The organism is Sphingomonas piscis (assembly GCF_011300455.1).
Lineage (GTDB): Bacteria > Pseudomonadota > Alphaproteobacteria > Sphingomonadales > Sphingomonadaceae > Sphingomicrobium > Sphingomicrobium piscis.
This window is the reverse complement of sequence record NZ_CP049869.1, coordinates 658730-675172: the sequence shown is the minus strand read 5'-3', so window position 1 is coordinate 675172 and position 16443 is coordinate 658730. Positions and strand designations below refer to the sequence as shown.

Below are 16443 nucleotides of genomic sequence, written 5' to 3'. Positions count from 1 at the left end.
GGCGCTGAAAAGCGGTAAACAATTTGTCGTCCTCGGGGGGAGGACACGGGGGTTTTCACATGGCTACTCAAGTTCAGGATGCTGGTGCTGCGCCCGCCGTGCGGCAGCGTGGCTATATGGCCGATCAGGGCTTCTTCGTTCGCTATGCGGTCGTTCTGGCCGCCTTCATCATGTTCGGATTTCTGCAATTCGCCGCTCGTGGGTTCACAAGGTTCGGCGAGGCACCCGCGATGGTGCACCTTCATGCCGGCCTGATGGTGAGCTGGCTCGGCATTTTCATCGCGCAGAACCTCCTCGTCCACAAAGGCGAGCTTGGCATCCACCGCAAGTTGGGCTGGGTTTCGGCCGTTCTAGCGGCGGTCATCTGCGTGACCTTCGTGCTCGTCGGCTACAATTCGCTGTCGCTTGGCCGGCAGCCGCCATTCTTCTCGCCGCCTTATTTCCTGACGCTGACAAGCGTCGGCGCGCTGTTCTTTGGAGGAATGGTCGCTTGGGCGATCGCGCTCCGCAAGCAGGTGCAGTGGCACCGCCGCGTGATGCTCGGCGCCATGTTCATGCTTCTGGAGCCCGCGCTTGGCCGTTTGCTGCCGATGCCGCTCATCATGCCTTGGGGCGAGTGGGTAACGCTGGCCATCCAGCTGATCTTCGTCGGCGTGCTCGCGCGGCACGATCGCAAGGTGCTTGGCGCCGTCCACCCCGCAACGATTGCCGTGGCTGCGCTGCTGACACTGTCGCACGTGTTGCTCGAGGTGGTTGCCATACTGCCGCCTGTCGTCGCCTTCGCCAACGGAGTTGCGGCGGGCTAGCGCGGTTCTTATCTGGGGCGGGGGCAAGCGGCCCCGCCCGGGAGAGCCACGAATGACCGTTCAAACCGCGAGCCTGAAGGGCCTCGATCTGCTTGCCGAGATCGAGCGGCTGAAGCGCGAGCGCAACGCGGTTATTCTGGCGCACTATTACCAGAAGCCCGAGATCCAGGATCTAGCCGATTTCGTCGGCGACAGCCTCGACCTGTCGCGCAAGGCAGCGGCCACGGATGCGGACGTGATCGCCTTTTGCGGCGTCCGCTTCATGGCCGAGACGGCGAAGATCCTCTCACCGCAGAAGACCGTCATCCTGCCCGATATGGACGCCGGCTGCTCGCTTGAGGACAGTTGCCCGCCTGACCAGTTCAAGCGGTTCCGGGAGGCGCACCCGGATCATATCGCGCTGACCTACATCAATTGCTCGGCCGAGGTGAAAGCGCTGAGCGACATCATCGTCACCAGTTCCTCGGCCCAGACCATTCTCGACCAAATCCCCAAGGACCAAAAGATCATCTTCGGTCCTGACCGTCACCTCGGCGGTTACCTATCGCGCAAGATGGGTCGCGAGATGCTGCTGTGGCCCGGCATCTGCATCGTGCACCAGGCGTTCAGCGAGACCGAATTGCTGAAGCTGATGGCCGAGCATCCCGGCGCGCCGGTCGCGGCGCATCCGGAATGCCCGCCCCACATCGTTGATCACGCCGACATCGTCGGGTCGACCAAGGCGATCCTAGACTTCGCGCTGACGACCGATGCCGATACGGTACTCGTCGCGACGGAACCGCACATCATTCACCAGATGGTGAAGGCTGCGCCGCACAAGACGTTCATCGGGGTGCCTGGGGGCGACGGCAACTGCAACTGCAACATGTGCCCATATATGGCGCTGAATACGTTGGAGAAACTGTACGTTGCGCTGCGCGACCTCGAGCCGCGGATCGAGATGAGCACCGACCTGATGAACCGTGCCCGGGTCCCGCTGGAGCGGATGCTGGAGATGGCCGGCAACACGGTCGGCAAGGGTGATGTAGGACAGCCGCAGTTGCACGTGCCAGCCGAGCCGCAGGACATCGATCCGCGCATCACGGGCGACTGAGCGGGAGCGATTTGGTCCGCACGGCGTCTTGCCGCTAAAGGCGATGCCAAGGCTGCCTCTGAAGGGACCGTGATGACTGAGTTGCCATTCACCTCCATCCACCGGCACGGACTGGTGCGGGTAGGGGCGGCGCGGCCCCGGGTGACGATCGCCGACCCGGCAGCCAATGCCGACAGCATAATCGCGCTTGCCCAGGAGGCTCATGCGCGGGGTGCCGACCTGGTCGTCTTTCCTGAGCTGTGCGTATCGGCCTACGCCATTGACGATCTTCACCTTCAACAGGCTTTGCTCGACCTGAGCGAGGCGGCGATTGCGAGGATCGTGGACGCAAGCAATGATTTGCGGTCGGTGCTGCTGGTGGGAGCGCCGCTGCGCCGGAACGGTCGGCTCTACAATTGCGCGATCGCCATTCACGCCGGCACGATCCTTGGCGTCGTCCCCAAGACCTTCCTGCCCAACTACCGCGAATTCTACGAAAAACGCTGGTTCGCCTCGGGCCACGACCAGTGCCGCGCCACCATCACGGTGGCGGGCCGGGAAGCGCCCTTCGGGGTCGACCTGCTATTCGCCGCCGGCAACTATGCGGACTTCTGCTTCCACGCGGAAATTTGCGAGGATCTCTGGTCGCCGACGCCGCCATCCACCGCGGGCGCGCTCGCCGGAGCGACGGTGCTGTGCAACCTGTCGGCTTCCAACATTACCATCGCCAAAGCGGACGAGCGCTCGCTGCTGTGCGCCTCGCAATCGAACCGCTGCGCCGCCGCCTACGTCTATGCGGCCGCCGGGGCAGGGGAGAGCACCACCGACGTTGCCTGGGACGGGCAGAGCGTCATTTTCGAGCTCGGCGAGGAGATGGCCGCGTCCAAGCGCTTCTGCCGCGATCCGGGCGTGATCTATGCCGACGTGGACGTGCGGCGTCTGGCTCTGGACCGGATGCGGACGGGCACCCACAACGATGCCGCGAGCTTCGCCGGCCAGCCGGAAACCAGATTCCGGCGCATCCAGTTCAACCTAGATCTGCAGGATGGCGACACCGGCCTGATCCGCAAGCTGCGCCGCTTTCCGTTCGTTCCTAATCGGCCGGAGCGGCTGGCTCAGGACTGCTATGAAGCCTTCAACATCCAGGTGGACGGGCTGGTCCGGCGCATGGAAGCGACCAAGGCCAAGCATCTGGTGATCGGCATCTCCGGCGGTCTGGATTCGACCCATGCCCTGATCGTCGCCGCGAAGGCGTGCGACCTGATGGGTCTGCCGCGCTCCACCATCCTGGGCTACACCATGCCGGGCTTTGCAACGAGCGAGGGGACCAAGGCCAATGCCTGGAAACTGATGCAGGCGATGGCGGTCGGCGCGGAGGAAATCGACATTCGTCCTGCGGCTCAACAGATGCTTGCGGACATGCGGCACCCGTTCGCCAAGGGTGAGAAGGTGTACGATATCACCTTCGAGAATGTACAGGCGGGCCTCAGGACCGACTATCTGTTCCGTCTGGCCAACCAGCATGGCGGGTTTGTCGTCGGCACCGGCGATCTGTCGGAACTGGCCCTGGGCTGGGCGACCTATGGCGTCGGCGACCACATGAGCCATTATGCCGTGAATACGGGCGTACCGAAGACGCTGATGCAGTATCTGATCCGCTGGACGGTGGAGTCGAAGCAGTTCGATGCAGAGACAGCGGAGGTACTCACCGCCATACTGGATCAGGAAATCTCGCCCGAATTGGTCCCAGCGGACGAGAATGGGGAGATGCAGAGCACCGAGGATAAGGTCGGTCCTTATGCGCTGAACGACTTCTTCCTCTATTACACGCTTCGGCAGGGGCAGGCGCCGAGCAAGATTGCCTTCCTTGCCTGGCACGCCTGGCGAGACCGGAACCTCGGCAACTGGCCAGGAGCCTTCCCGGAGAAGAACAAGGCGGAATACGACCTGCCGGTGATCCGCCACTGGTTAGAGAATTTCGTGCACCGCTTCTTCGTCTTGAGCCAGTTCAAACGCAGCGCCATTCCGAACGGCCCCAAGGTGCTGGCCGGGGGCAGCCTCAGTCCTCGCGGCGACTGGCGTGCGCCGTCTGATGGCACGGCGTCTGCCTGGATGTCCGACCTGGCCACCATCCCGCGCAGCTAAGCGGGCAGGCGCGCCTCTCAGCACGAACGCCTTCCTTCGTAAAATAAAAGAAAAGGGGCGGACCGAAGTCCGCCCCTTCCTTGTTCGCTTGAAAGCGAAGCGTGGCTTAGCCGCGCTCCGGTTCCGGCGCCGGCGGCGGCGGCGGCGGCGGCGGCACGGGGCACGCGTCGGTCGCCAGGATCACCGAACCGTCCGGGCAGGTCTGCGTAGCCGGGGGCGGCGGAGCAGGCTCCGGAGCCGGCGGCGGCGCAACGACCGGAGCAGGCGCGGCCGGTCCGAACAGGACGCCGAGACCAAGAAGGCCGGTCAGGCGCGACGAGTCCGTGCGATAGTTGGAGTAGCGGCCTTCCGCCTTCACGTAGAAGTGCTCGCTCAGCATCTGCTCGATGCCGCCACCAACCTGCCAACCGCGGGTGCGGTAGTGGTTGTAATAATCGCCGACCGTGTCCGCGTCAAAGCGCTTGCGCTGCTCGTTCACGACGAACGCGCCCTTGGCGTACACCAAGGTGTCCGGCGTGATCAGCGTACCGGCGCGAAGACCGAAGCCCCACTCCTCGAACGACTTGCGATACGCAACGCCCGGACCGTCACGAGTGACGTTCTCACGCGGAGACCAGAGGAAGGTAACTTCCGGACCGACGACCAGACCGCCAAGGTCGAAGTCGAGGCCGGCAGCGCCACCGACTGCGAGGCCGGTATCGTTGTTGCCTTCCGAGTAGAAGCGGTCGACGCCGCCGTTGACTTCGGCGCGAACGCCGCGGAATTCCTGCGCACTGGCTTGCTGGCTCATCACCAGTGCCAACGCCGTAAAGGCGCCCAATCGAATAAGCGTCATTTCACTTCCCCTTTCACAAACACCACAGCAGATTCTTGCCGTGAACCTTTTATTTCTGTCCGCTTCGAGCCTGTTGATGACGAACACGATCCCCAACCAAGGCCAGGATCGTATCGGCTTCGTTACAGTTCCTTGCAGTCCTTAGCTAGTGACGGATGTCCCTTTGGCAACTGATCAGACGCCAAAGAACCTGATTGGTTCCGAGCAGGATATCTTATAGCATCAGTTTGTTGCGCATGTGCAACATGCTCTCTCTCGGTAATAGCGCCGATTGCCCTCCATACTGACCCCAATGACGATGTTCGCAGGCGCACAGCAGGTTGAACTCACGCACAATTAGTCTAACACCGCGTCAATCATGTGATTGCCTGATTTGCCGGGCTATTCTGAGGGAGCTGCCACCGGATCAGACTGACGCTGCAGCGCAAAAGGGCATCGGAAAATCATCCAAGGTGGACCGGAGGCCGAAGGCCCGGTTCCGATTTTTCCTATAAAGGCCGTGTTGCGTGAGTCGGTCTGGCCGAGCGGACCTTGGGTTTGGAGGTTTTATGATTGCTCAGCCCTCGCTTCGCGCGATTCCATCGCCGGAAGCGCTGTTGCGGCGTGGCGTCGAAGTTGTGACGCTTGAAGCTGAAGCCGTTCACAAGCTCGCCGATTGCCTCGACCAAACGTTCGTGGACGCGTGCGACCTGATATTCTCGGCCACCGGCCGCGTCGTTGTGACGGGAATGGGCAAGTCGGGTCATATCGGCCGCAAATGGGCGGCAACGATGGCGGCCACGGGAACCCCGGCCATCTACGTTCATCCGGCCGAAGCCGCGCATGGCGACCTTGGAATGCTGGTCCCCGGCGACGTGCTCGTCGTCATCTCCAATTCCGGCAATACCAGCGAACTTCGCGCCTTCCTCCGCTACGCGGCAAGTATTCGGGTGAAGATCATCGGCGTCGCCTCCCGGCTCGACTCGCTGGTGATGCAGACCGCGGACGTTAAGCTTCTGCTGCCGGCGATGCGGGAAGCTTGCCCCGTCAACATCGCACCCACGACATCGACCACCGTCCAAATGGCGTTGGGCGATGCTCTTGCGATGGCCTTGATGGAGATGCGCGGCTTCTCCAGTGACCGGATGAAGGTTCTTCACCCGGCTGGTTCGATCGGACTTCGCCTTACGCCGGTGTGTGAGATGATGCACCGCCGCATGCCGCTGGTCGACGAAGACGCCGCGATGCGCGACGTAATCGTCACGATGACGTCGCGCGGGTTCGGCATTGCGGGTGTCGTCGACAAGGCGGGCCGGTTGATTGGCGTGATTACCGACGGCGATCTTCGTCGACACTTCGACGAGCTCGGCACCGCAACTGCCCAGGCCGTCATGACGCGTAATCCGAAGACGATCATGGGCGATGTGCCTGCCGAAGAGGCGCTTCATTTCCTCAACGAGAGCCAGATTACCTGCGCTTTCGTTCTGGAGCGCGACGCACCGGTGAACACGGACGTTCCGATCGGAATTGTCCATGTTCACGATTTCCTGCGGATCGGACTTAGCGCCGGTAAATGAGCGCAAGTTTCGCGATCATCATCCCGGCGCGGTTCGCGTCGACCCGTTACCCTGGAAAGCCGCTCGTTGCTCTGACCGGCGCGTCCGGAGTCAAGAAGACGCTGATCCAGAGGAGCTGGGAATGCGCGGCGTCCGTCCCGGGCTGCGCTGGCGTCTGGGTGGCCACGGACGACGATCGGATCGCCGACGAGGCACGGCGGTTTGGTGCCCAGGTCGTCATGACGGCGCCAGAATGTGCCAACGGGACCGAGCGCTGCGCCGATGCGATCGCCAAACTCGGCAATGTCGCGGACGTCATCGTCAATCTGCAGGGCGATGCCCCTTTGTCGCCGCCCATGATCGTCGAACAACTTGTTGCTCGGTTGGAAGAAGATAAAGCGGCGGTGATGGCGACGCCGGTCGTCCGCTGCGCCCGATCGACGTACGAGCATTTGGCGGAAGATGCGCGTCATGGACGGGTCGGTGGAACAACCGCTGTATTCACCCGCGACTTGCGCGCACTCTATTTTTCAAAGCGGATCATTCCTTACCTGCCCGACGGCGCTGCGGCTTCCGATCTGGTCCCGATCCACCTTCATCTTGGGATGTACGCTTATCGGCCGAGCGCGCTTGCCGCGTTTGCTCAAGCGCCGCCGTCCGAGTTGGAGGAACGTGAAGGGCTCGAGCAGCTACGCTTCCTCGATCTCGGCCTGCCGGTCGCCGTCGTGCCGATGGACCCACTCAGTTGGGATTCGATCGAGTTGAACAACCCCAGTGACGTTCCACTGATCGAACGTGTACTGCAAGAGCGTGGAATTGAGTGACGGGCTGAGGGCCGACAGTTCAGCAGTCGAGCCAGCGCAATCCGCGGGGCTGCTCGCTGCCCGGGTCTATCTGGATGCCTTTGTCGCTGCCCCCTTCTCATTTTTGCAGGGTGTGGCGTGGCGCGCGCGCGGACTTAAGCTGCGCTCGCGACATCGCTTGTCGGCACTCGCCGGCCGTTCGAGGTGGGCCTACCCACTCTGGATCAAGCGGCACGAGCCGCAAGCGCGGCGCGCAGCGCGAGTCAAGGACGCGCCTGAGCTGATCCAGCCGATCGTCTACGCGCCGTCTGGCGAGCCCCATTCTTTCGCGACCGAAGCAAGCCTTGCTTCCATCCAGGCGGCCGGTCCAGCCCGGCCGCCGATCGTCTTGAGGGGCTCCGACGACCTTCCCGCGCCGCTCTGAGCGGCGACAATGCTCCTTGGGTTTGCTTCGTCGCAGCGGGTGATTTGCTTTCGAGCGGCGCTTTTCGTTTCTATGCGGCGGCCGCTGAGGACGCGGAGAGGGCCAGCATTATCTACGCTGACGATGACTTGATCGGGCCGGCGACCGAACGGCGATTGCCGCATTTCAAGCCAAGCTGGAACGATCGCCTGGCAGAGCATCACGACTATCTCACAGGCGCCTGCATCGTTCGGTCGGACGTCGCGAAATCACTTGCCGGTCCCAGCTTGAACCTTGCGTCTGCCGGCCGCCGGGAATTCGCCGCAGGACGAACACCACAGCGGCTCCCTTTAGTCCTTCATCACCGCCGCGACAGGCCCCAGCCGCTGCTCCCTCGAACGGAAAAGGCGAGACCCTCTTCCGGCCCTACGATGACGGTCATCATTCCCACTCGTAATGGTTGCGACCTATTGCGCCTTTGCGTCGAGGGCTTGCGATCCACCGATTACCCGAATGTCCGCCTGATCGTCGTCGACAACGGCAGTGATGATCCATCGACGTTGCGCTACCTGGAAGAGCTGGAGCGGGGTGGCGCGTCCGTGCTGCGCATGCCCGGCCCCTTTAATTATTCGTCTCTAAACAACCGCGCCGTCGAGCAGGCCAGCACGGAATTGCTCTGCTTCCTCAACAACGACGTCGAGATGATCGATGGGGACTGGCTGTCCCTCCTCGCTGCCCATGCCGTCCAATCCGACGTCGGAGCCGTCGGTGCCAGATTGCTGTACCCAGACCGAAGTGTTCAGCATGCAGGGGTCGTCCTCGGTGTTGGCGGCGGGGCCGGCCATGCCCACCGTCTGGTTCCGGAGGGTGAGGAAGGTTACTTTTCGCGCCATCTGTTGCCTCAGGAGGTTACGGCGGTGACGGCGGCATGCCTGGTCGTCGAGCGGAGTAAATTCTTGAAGGTCGGAGGATTTGACGAAGACCTCTTCCCGGTTGCTTTCAACGACGTCGACCTCTGCCTGAAGCTGAACGCGGCGGGATGGGGGAGCGTCTACGAACCGCGCGCATCCCTGATCCACCATGAATCCAAATCGCGCGGCAAGGATAGCGCACGCAGGAACAGGGTTCGCTTCGCCTCGGAACTGTTGGCGCTCAAACGCAAATGGAAAACCGACCAGCGCCGAGATCCATTCCATCACCCACACCTCAGCCCCTTCACTGAGCAATTCCTGATCGCGGTCTGATGACCAGGCTTTCACTGCCCGATATCACCCTATGTGCGGTCGCGTCCGTCAACGTCGCGGCGACCGCCGAAGCGCTGCGGCTGTGCCTGGAGCAGGCGGATTTCGGATCGGCTCTCCTCCTGACCGACCGCCCGCCCGCAGGGGTCGAACCAGGGATTGAAGTCAGAAGGATCGACCGGCTCCCCTCGGCCGAGGCCTACTCTCACTTCATGCTAAAGCAACTCGCGCCTCACATTGCGACGTCCCATTGCTTGGTGGTTCAGTGGGACGGTTTCATCATCGATCCACGGCAATGGCGGCCTGATTTCCTGGAATTCGATTATATCGGCGCGCCATGGCCCCAGTTCGACGACGGGCACGAGGTCGGCAATGGCGGCTTCTCGTTGCGAAGCAGGCGGCTGCTTGAGCTGTGCCGTGACCCCGCCTTTGAGGTCAGACATCCGGAAGACATCGCCATCTGCCGACTGAACCGCGACCTGGTCGAAGCGCGCAAGTTGCGTATCGCCGACGCCGTTCTAGCCCAACAGTTCGCTTACGAGCGAACGCCTGCTGGAAATTCCTTCGGTTTCCACGGGATCTTCAACCTGATTCCCGTCCTGGGACCTGAGAAGTTCTGGTCTCTCTACCGGTCGCTCGACGACCGGACGAGCGCGGCTGCGGACTGGCGATTGCTGGTCAGGCAGATGGGAGGCAGTAAGGCGGCTTTAGGAAGGCAAATGCGGATCGCCCTGGATGCGGCGATCACCAAATCAGGACGCTAGCCGCGTTTCCGGTTCGGACGAGACCTCCGGCGCTGCAAGGTAAAGCGCGCGCTCCTGCAGCCATAAGTCGGCATAGTCGCAGTTCTGCCACTGATCGAACCAGGGCCCGCCGTTGGTATAGTGAATGACCCTGGGTGTCCGCTCAAGCTTCGGATATTCACCCTCGAGAAAATTCCAATCGAGCGGCAGGGCTCCAATATCGTTCTGATCCTTGATCCACTCGAACCGGTGGAGGAAGGCCGGGTTGGCCGAGTTCACAACGTCCGGAGTCAAGGCTTTCACATCCGGATGGCTGCAATTCAGCACCATGAACGACGACCAGTTCTTCCGTGGGTAGCTGGTCTGCTTCTTGCCATCCATCTTGACGTCGTGCGCGGGCGAGTAATCATGCTGGACGCAGTAAAGCGCCTTTGAATCGTCGAGCCCGTTCAGCACCTCACGAACGTCGGTCGTGAACAAGAAGTCACAGTCGCAAAATACCACCCAGCCGTCTTGCGCCGACAGGAACGGCGTCAAAAAGCGAGTGAGGGAGAATTCGGTCGATGAACCGACGTCGTAAGTCCGCGTGTAGAGGCCGAGCTCACGAAGGGCAGGCTGGCGCACGGGAATGACAATGACGTTTCCGTCGGAGTGCCGTTCAATCGAGTGACGGCATACCTGCCAGGCGATGTCTTCCCGACTGTCATACCCAACAAAAACCTTCAGACTCATGCCTATCCCTGTTCTACTCGGTCACTCGAACCGCTATGGCGCCCCAGAAATGCACCTTTGCCGCCGGATTGCCAACTTAGGATTTGTGTTGGCGCTTTGCTCCAAGCCGTTAGTCCGCTCCATCTTGCCGGGGAGTGAACGTGGGCACGCCGCCGGGGACACGCACACTAATGCCTGAGCTGTACCGTCACTGCCATGGAAGTCGACGCCGTCAGCTCCGTCAGCGGCGGTCGCCCGGTTGGTCGCGAGATGCCTAGAGAGTTGAAGTCGGGCAAGTTAACCGACAAGCTTCTTGCTATTCAGGCGCGAGTTAATCGTCTGATCTCCCGCAAGAACCGCTCTGCTACGGTCGAAGATCGAGCCGAGGCCAAGCATGTCGTCGCAGAATCCTTGTTCTTCGACGAGCATTGGTACCTTGAGAAGTATGAGGACGTTCGAACCTCGGGGATCCATCCCCTGGATCACTTTATGGCGACCGGGTGGAGAGAAGGCCGCGACCCCGGCCCCATGTTCACGACGTCAGCCTACCTGAAGGCATATGAGGATGTCGCTGCCGTCGGCATCAACCCCCTCGTGCACTTTGTCGAGTTCGGCATGGCTGAAGGTCGCCACGGCTTCGGTGAGCGCAGCGCAACGCGTACGCCGGTGGGAGATCCAGACCTTTTTGGTCCCGCAACGCCTTGCTTCTCAATGCCTAAGAGCGATCCCGGGGACATTCTGTGGGTTAGAGGGTCGGAACTGGACGGAAGCGACAAGAACCTCTTCTTCGTCGGTGACGTGCCGGTAGGTTACGCCTCGGCCTCGGAAAAAACGCTCCTGTCGAACGCCGTTGATGAGCTTCGCTGGATTTCCGGCGATGCTCATCCAAAATCAATGCTGGGAGACGATCCCAGCCCGCCTATCCAGAGCAAGATCGTGGACGGCTGGTTCGCCCGCCATGTCCGGTTGCGCACCCGCTGGGCAATTGGGTCGCGGCCGCTGGTGTTTCGTGGGTTTCAGTTGGTGCCGGGCGCCGGGACAGCACCGGTCCAGGTCGGCGAAGGGCTTGTCAGATCGTCACTCCAGGTCGCGGAGTTCCAGCTACGCAATCCTTACTTCCCGGTCTTGGTGGTACTGACATCGGCCGAGGGAGTGGTTGAGCACGCGGAAGTGATTCCGTTTCCCTCGCTCTACCGCAACGGCGACCATTATGCCGAAGCTCTGTGGGCGGCTTCAGGAAGGACGGCCGACGCCTCCAGCGTAGCCTCGTTGGGTCAGCAACTCACTGCGGCCCTGAAGCAGCTCCATCTGCATGGTGCTCCGGTCGAGAATGTTGCCGTGGACTGGAGCGAGCCCGCGAACAGCATCCTCGACCGCATCGATCTGCGCCAATGGCTGTTGCAGATCTTCCGGTTTCAAGTGGTTCGATCCGGTTTGGCCAATGGGCTAGCGATGGCTAGACCCCCGTCAGCCCTTGAGGATGGCACTGGCCCGCAAAGGCTCATTCTGAAGCCGGATCAGCTGCCGACGATAAGCGGGCTTGTTCAGATGCGGGCTCAAGCGGAAACAGGGGGGAGCGCAGCGGAACTCACGCCAGCACCGCTGCTCGTCTCTGACAAGGACCCAAGCCTTCCCGCTCTGTTGATTTCGGCATCCGAAAAGATCCTAAAGGTCATCAGCAGTCTGGACATCGGTTTGTTGCGACAGCTGCCACTCGTGAGTGGCGGCCGTCCGCTAGACGGGGTAACGCCAGTGGCAATCCGCAGGCGCCGGCGGCGGCCGCCGTCCGATGAGCAGCGAATGGTACCGGTAAGTGGTTTGGCGGCTCGCAATACCGTCCGAGCGCCAATCACCTGGTTGGTCGACGCTCAAGACACGCCGGATGACGTCTTCAAGCAGCAGGTTCGAAGTATCGCACTACAAGCATTCGCGGAGCAGGATGTCCTGGTTCTGACAGGTGCGACCGCGTCAAAGGCTCGCTCCGCCGCGAAGCTATTCCCCGGCAAGGTGCAGAGGCAGGCGTCGCCGCGCAATGCGATTCGGGCAACCGACACGCCCCTCACCGCCATTGTGAGGGCAAATGTAATTTTGCATTCCAACCTCCTCGCCGGAGAGCTGGCGGCGATGCTGCAGCATCCCGAAGTTGCGAGCGCATCATGTGCCATGGTCTCTGCAGAACGCCGCGGTGGATCTTTGAATGCCAAGGTTATTCACGCCGGCGGTCTCCTCGGATCGGACGCGGCCGATGAACTATGGGGCGAGATCTTTTCGGTAGCCGCGCCATCTCCCCACCTTTGGATGGCTCGCTCGAACGTCGCAAAATCCTGGCTGGAAGGGAGCGCCGGTACGAGCGTGTCATGCGTTCATCTTTTCAGTGCCAGGGTAAGCGCGACCGTCGTGAACGCTTCCGACGCCCCGACTTTGGAGCTGGTCGTCCCGCGGTTTGCGGATACGGCCACGAAGGTTGAGCGGCTGATCGGATGAAGCTGATCGTTCTTGTACCTTCGCGTAACTATCAATCGTCCGCCGGTGCCCGGGTTCGATACGGGCGTCTCGCCGCCGGTCTGCAAGCTCACGGCATCTTCTTGCAGTTGCAACCGATCAACGATTTCAATCCCTTGATCGCGGATTTCGACGCACTCGTGATCAGCAAATGCCACGATGCACGATCGCTTCTTGCCGCGGCAGCTGCCTCAGGCCGCGGCAAACTGGTCGGCGTCGACCTGTTCGACGACTATTTCAGTCAACATGCGGACAGCCGGCTGCTTCGTTACCGTGACTGGTTGAGGGCGATCCTTCAGGATTGTCACTTTGCACTATGCTCAACGCCCCCGTTGGCGGAGGTCACCCGGCAATATAGTCCCGACCTTCCAGTCCACGTGGTGAACGATCCAGCACCTAGCCAGTCCGTTTGGGAGATCCTGTCGCTGGCCGATCGCAAGGCGGAGGAAGCAAGCCGAACTGGTGCGATCCGAGCCTGCTGGTTCGGCGTCGGGGACAACCCTCATTTCGAGATCGGGCTAGCCGATCTGTCGGCTCATTCCTCTGCCGTGCTCGAACTCAGCCAGGCAGTGAAGGTTGAACTCTCGGTATTGACCAACCGCCGTGCGCTGGACGCGGACGGGTTAGACATGCTTGCGGGGCTGCCGATCGACCTCACCTTGCTTGAGTGGAGCGAGACCGCAGAGCAGGAGGTGCTCCAACGAGCCGACCTGGCATTCCTGCCGGTCTCGCCGGCTCTCTTCAGCCGGGCGAAATCGCTGAACCGGGCCTTCACGAGCCTGGCATTCGGATGTCAGATTCTTTCGGTCGGTCATCCCCTGTACGAGGCGCTGGACCCGCTGATCTACCGCGACCCCGCCGTATACCTTGCGGACCTTAGGGCCGGAACCCTTCGGCTGTCCGTCACCCGGAAGGATGAATATTGTCGTCACCTGGAGGAGCTTGGCAGCGAAGACACTGAAGCGGTTCGTCTTTCTTCCTTTCTGGCGACCCTGGAGCCGCCCCAGTTGAAGAAAGAGCAGCCACGGATCTGCGTGGTTCATGGGATGGCGACGCGGGCGGAGGTCCACAATTTCACTGCTGGGATAGGGGGTCTGTCGGTCGCGAGTCCTTATTGCTCGGCGGAACTGGACTTCGACGTCGATTTCCGCAGGGTCCCACTGGGTGAAGCGTTCCTGGGCTCGGAAAGAAGGAGAGGATTCCGGCGGTTCTGGCGCCGACGCGCTGACGACCGTCCCGCAGGCTTTCCTAAAAATGATCGCGGGGCGCCATCGGTCGCCTTCGAGATGGCAACATACGGCCATACAATGCGTCAAATTGCGACACGGCTGGCCGAGATGCTTGGGCCGGTCAGGATCATCCTTTCCGAAACTGCCCGAATTCCCGTTTCCCTGACGGAGGCTGGACAGGATGGGTAAGCGTAAGGCTGTCTTCATCATCCACCTGCTCCAGGATGTGCAGGTGCTCCGCCCGCTGATCTTCATGGCGGCCAGGGACTATGGCTTCGATACAAACTTGCTTGTGTCCGATCGGTTCGGCGCGCGGGACACGTCGGGGATTTGGGTCCACGAATTGCAGGCGATCAGCCAAGAGACAGGCGCGACCTTGATCAGGTTCGGCGACGATCTCGACGCTTATCGGCACCTTTCGGAGGGCGGTGGACTTCTCTTCTCGGCAAGTGAGTCCAATACGCCTGAGCATGAGACCGCCCACAACATCTTTCGATACGCCGGGGCGGATTATCTCAGAGTGACGGTTCAGCACGGGTTCGAGTGTGTCGGCCTTCGACATGGCGTGAGCCACACTCAAAAGTTTGGAAGTACGGCATCGTTCGCGGCGGACATCTTGTGCACCTGGTTCGATCTGGAGCAACTGACATCGCTTGCGCCGTCCCAGGCACCCAAAGTAGTCGTCACCGGACCGACATCGGTGCTTCAGGTCGGCAAACGATTGGCCATCGAGTCAAACAAGGCAGGGATGGTCTTCGAAAATCTGCACTCGGTCAGGTTCGACGGCTCAAGCAAGCTTCGGCAGGAATTCCTCACAGCGTTCAGGAAGGCCGCCGGAGGTCTTCACAAGAAGGGAATAGCAACCCGCCTTCGTCCTCACCCCGGAGGCCGGTTTTCAACAAGGGGCGATCATGGTGTGCCGCCCTTTGTCGAACTCGAAGAAGCTCCCCTCTACAGGCTCGGGCTGGGCGACTTCGCCTTCGGCATCTCGCCGCCGTCATCCGTGATTATCGACATGCTGCTCGCCGATCTTCCAACGGCCGTGTGGCAGGATCCGGATGGCCAGGTTGATCTTGGGCACTATGCGGGCCTGGCCAAGGTCTCCTCCGCTGAAGACATGATCGGTTTCGCCGAGGCGGCGCTGCTTAATCGCGAAGCCATCCTGGCGGCGCAAAGGATCTGGATCGAGCAGCAAGGGATGCCGCTTGAACCCTTGGATGTTTATCGGCGGTTTGCGGCCTTGTTCGATGCATTCGAAGGAGGCGAGGGGCGCGTGGCAGATCAGGCGGTATTCAGGACGGAATGCCAAAGGTCTGATGGGCGAACAGATTGAGGGGTTCGCCAGCTTGAACGATGATCGTCCACGGTTCGTCGTCAACTGAATTGCCGCTTGCCGCTGGAGTGATATATGCGCCGCCGAGGAGCTGAAGGCAGGAAGCCTTGCCGGTCCGAATGGGCTTCTCCACATGGTGACATTCGGCGGATGCCCAACTGATCTGCCGAGGGAGGGCCGAAGGTAAGGAAATAGAGTGTTGTCAGGTTCGGTAAGCCTCAAGAACGGCATCAAGTTCGATAATTCCGCCCCTTTCGTCCTCATCGGCGGAATGAACGTCATCGAGGATGAGGACGTCGTGATGGCGACGGCAGCCAAGTTCGTCGACGTGACCAGTGCGCTCGGCATCCCTTATGTTTTCAAGGCGTCGTTCGACAAGGCGAACCGATCTTCAATCAACTCCTTTCGAGGACCAGGGCTTGAAAATGGGCTCAGGATCCTTGCCGCGGTCAAGGCGAGATTTGGCGTGCCGGTCCTCACCGATGTTCACGAACCATTCCAGGCGGGACCCGTGGCCGGAGTGGCCGATATCCTCCAGCTCCCTGCTTTTCTGGCGCGTCAAACTGACTTGGTCGTTGCGCTTGCGAAGACCGGGGCCGTCATCAACATCAAAAAGCCCCAGTTCCTGGCGCCGCACGAGATGGCGCATATCATTCGTAAGTGCGCCGAGGCCGGGAACGACCAGATCGTCCTTTGCGAGCGCGGGTCCAGCTTCGGCTACAACAACCTCGTGGTCGACATGCTTGGCATGGACCTGATGAAGTCCATGGCGCCGGTTGTGTTCGACGCCACACACGCTCTTCAGAAACCCGGCGGCAGGTCCGACAGCGCCGACGGCCGCCGCGCGCAAGTCGCTGCCCTCGCTAGGTCAGGAATGGCGGTCGGCATTGCGGGTCTCTTCCTGGAAGCTCACCCGGATCCCGACAAAGCAATGTGCGACGGCCCGTGCGCCCTTCCGCTGGATGCGCTGGCGCCGTTCCTTGAACAGGTGAGCAAGGTCGATCAGTTGGTGAAGAGCTTCCCCGCACTGGTCACTGAGTGACGAAGATGAATCCCCTTGTCCAAGCGGAGACGGTCGGAAGCAC

The 16443-nt window shown here is 61.4% G+C and carries 14 protein-coding genes; 12 read left to right on the top strand and 2 right to left on the bottom strand.

From position 1 onward, the window contains the following. The first annotated feature begins 59 nt into the window (after window positions 1-59). The 3 genes from G7077_RS03380 (at window position 60) to G7077_RS03370 (ending at window position 4023) form a co-directional block, all read left to right on the top strand. Window positions 60-806 carry a hypothetical protein gene (locus G7077_RS03380; RefSeq protein ID WP_166410492.1) on the top strand — a complete coding sequence of 249 codons (747 nt, stop codon included), beginning with the start codon at window positions 60-62 and terminating at the stop codon, window positions 804-806. A 52-nt stretch (window positions 807-858) separates the two neighbouring features. Further along, on the top strand, window positions 859-1899 hold the full coding sequence (gene nadA / locus G7077_RS03375; RefSeq protein WP_166410491.1) for a quinolinate synthase NadA: 1041 nt from the start codon (window positions 859-861) through the stop codon (window positions 1897-1899). A gap of 72 nt (window positions 1900-1971) precedes the next feature. Continuing rightward, on the top strand, window positions 1972-4023 hold the full coding sequence (locus tag G7077_RS03370; RefSeq protein WP_166410490.1) for an NAD(+) synthase: 2052 nt from the start codon (window positions 1972-1974) through the stop codon (window positions 4021-4023). Between the two features lie 106 nt (window positions 4024-4129). On the opposite strand, the gene G7077_RS03365 is transcribed toward G7077_RS03370, so the two are convergent. Beyond that, window positions 4130-4858: an outer membrane protein gene (locus G7077_RS03365; protein ID WP_166410489.1), complete on the bottom strand. Its 729-nt coding sequence runs from the start codon at window positions 4856-4858 to the stop codon at window positions 4130-4132. A gap of 548 nt (window positions 4859-5406) precedes the next feature. Here G7077_RS03365 and G7077_RS03360 point away from each other — a divergent pair. The 5 genes from G7077_RS03360 (at window position 5407) to G7077_RS03340 (ending at window position 9604) form a co-directional block, all read left to right on the top strand. Beyond that, entirely contained in the window at window positions 5407-6414 is a 1008-nt protein-coding gene (locus G7077_RS03360) for a KpsF/GutQ family sugar-phosphate isomerase (RefSeq protein ID WP_166410488.1), read from the top strand. After that, window positions 6411-7217, top strand: coding sequence for a 3-deoxy-manno-octulosonate cytidylyltransferase (locus tag G7077_RS03355; protein ID WP_166410487.1), 807 nt, complete (start codon window positions 6411-6413; stop codon window positions 7215-7217). Before G7077_RS03360 ends, G7077_RS03355 begins: the two co-directional genes overlap by 4 nt. Further along, the gene (locus G7077_RS03350) at window positions 7210-7620 is read left to right on the top strand and encodes a hypothetical protein (protein WP_166410486.1); all 411 of its coding nucleotides are present in this window, start codon (window positions 7210-7212) and stop codon (window positions 7618-7620) included. Before G7077_RS03355 ends, G7077_RS03350 begins: the two co-directional genes overlap by 8 nt. A gap of 410 nt (window positions 7621-8030) precedes the next feature. Then, window positions 8031-8843, top strand: coding sequence for a glycosyltransferase family 2 protein (locus G7077_RS03345; RefSeq protein ID WP_166410485.1), 813 nt, complete (start codon window positions 8031-8033; stop codon window positions 8841-8843). Continuing rightward, window positions 8843-9604, top strand: coding sequence for a DUF5672 family protein (locus G7077_RS03340; protein WP_166410484.1), 762 nt, complete (start codon window positions 8843-8845; stop codon window positions 9602-9604). The genes G7077_RS03345 and G7077_RS03340 overlap by 1 nt, the downstream gene beginning before the upstream one ends. On the opposite strand, the gene G7077_RS03335 is transcribed toward G7077_RS03340, so the two are convergent. Next, window positions 9593-10315 (bottom strand): hypothetical protein, encoded by a 723-nt coding sequence (locus G7077_RS03335; protein WP_206367681.1) that lies wholly within the window; start codon window positions 10313-10315, stop codon window positions 9593-9595. The two genes, G7077_RS03340 and G7077_RS03335, sit on opposite strands and share 12 nt — an antisense overlap. A gap of 195 nt (window positions 10316-10510) precedes the next feature. On the opposite strand from G7077_RS03335, the gene G7077_RS03330 reads away from it, so the two are divergent. The 4 genes from G7077_RS03330 (at window position 10511) to kdsA (ending at window position 16400) form a co-directional block, all read left to right on the top strand. After that, complete coding sequence (locus G7077_RS03330) at window positions 10511-12778, top strand: hypothetical protein (protein WP_166410483.1); 2268 nt, start codon at window positions 10511-10513, stop codon at window positions 12776-12778. Then, window positions 12775-14214: a hypothetical protein gene (locus tag G7077_RS03325; protein ID WP_166410482.1), complete on the top strand. Its 1440-nt coding sequence runs from the start codon at window positions 12775-12777 to the stop codon at window positions 14212-14214. The genes G7077_RS03330 and G7077_RS03325 overlap by 4 nt, the downstream gene beginning before the upstream one ends. Beyond that, the gene (locus G7077_RS03320) at window positions 14207-15358 is read left to right on the top strand and encodes a hypothetical protein (protein ID WP_166410481.1); all 1152 of its coding nucleotides are present in this window, start codon (window positions 14207-14209) and stop codon (window positions 15356-15358) included. Before G7077_RS03325 ends, G7077_RS03320 begins: the two co-directional genes overlap by 8 nt. 199 nt (window positions 15359-15557) lie before the next feature. Further along, window positions 15558-16400, top strand: coding sequence for a 3-deoxy-8-phosphooctulonate synthase (kdsA, locus tag G7077_RS03315; protein WP_166412290.1), 843 nt, complete (start codon window positions 15558-15560; stop codon window positions 16398-16400). The last annotated feature ends 43 nt before the right edge of the window (window positions 16401-16443 follow it).